At 48.9% G+C, this 1,328-nt stretch carries 1 rRNA gene; it reads left to right on the top strand.

The window, feature by feature from the left end:
* A 16S ribosomal RNA gene (locus OFN67_RS08035) occupies positions 1-1,251 on the top strand; the annotation flags it as partial.
* Between the last annotated feature and the right edge of the window lie 77 nt (positions 1,252-1,328).

Consider the following 1,328-nt stretch of genomic DNA (forward strand, 5'->3'; position numbering starts at 1 on the left):
GGCTTACCAAGGCTATGACGCATAACTGGTCTGAGAGGATGATCAGTCACACTGGAACTGAGACACGGTCCAGACTCCTACGGGAGGCAGCAGTAGGGAATATTGCTCAATGGGGGAAACCCTGAAGCAGCAACGCCGCGTGGAGGATGACACTTTTCGGAGCGTAAACTCCTTTTGTTAGGGAAGAACACTGACGGTACCTAACGAATAAGCACCGGCTAACTCCGTGCCAGCAGCCGCGGTAATACGGAGGGTGCAAGCGTTACTCGGAATCACTGGGCGTAAAGGACGCGTAGGCGGATTATCAAGTCTCTTGTGAAATCTAACGGCTTAACCGTTAAACTGCTTGGGAAACTGGTAATCTAGAGTAAGGGAGAGGTAGATGGAATTCTTGGTGTAGGGGTAAAATCCGTAGAGATCAAGAAGAATACCCATTGCGAAGGCGATCTACTGGAACTTAACTGACGCTAATGCGTGAAAGCGTGGGGAGCAAACAGGATTAGATACCCTGGTAGTCCACGCCCTAAACGATGTATACTGGTTGTTGCTATGCTAGTCATGGCAGTAATCCACCTAACGGATTAAGTATACCGCCTGGGGAGTACGGTCGCAAGATTAAAACTCAAAGGAATAGACGGGGACCCGCACAAGCGGTGGAGCATGTGGTTTAATTCGAAGATACGCGAAGAACCTTACCTAGGCTTGATATCCAACAAATCTCTTAGAGATAAGAGAGTGCTAGCTTGCTAGAATGTTGAGACAGGTGCTGCACGGCTGTCGTCAGCTCGTGTCGTGAGATGTTGGGTTAAGTCCCGCAACGAGCGCAACCCACGTATTTAGTTGCTAACGGTTCGGCCGAGCACTCTAAATAGACTGCCTTCGTAAGGAGGAGGAAGGTGTGGACGACGTCAAGTCATCATGGCCCTTATGCCTAGGGCGACACACGTGCTACAATGGCATATACAATGAGACGCAATATCGCGAGATGGAGCAAATCTATAAAATATGTCCCAGTTCGGATTGTTCTCTGCAACTCGAGAGCATGAAGCCGGAATCGCTAGTAATCGTAGATCAGCCATGCTACGGTGAATACGTTCCCGGGTCTTGTACTCACCGCCCGTCACACCATGGGAGTTGATTTCACTCGAAGCCGGAATGCTAAACTAGCTACCGTCCACAGTGGAATCAGCGACTGGGGTGAAGTCGTAACAAGGTAACCGTAGGAGAACCTGCGGTTGGATCACCTCCTTTCTAGAGTACAAATGAATATTCTCTCACAAGATATTCATCATAAACTCAATCGTCCTTGTTTAGGTTTGAGGGATTGA

It is taken from the genome of Campylobacter sp. JMF_11 EL3 (assembly GCF_027736965.1).
Classification (GTDB): Bacteria; Campylobacterota; Campylobacteria; order Campylobacterales; family Campylobacteraceae; genus Campylobacter_B.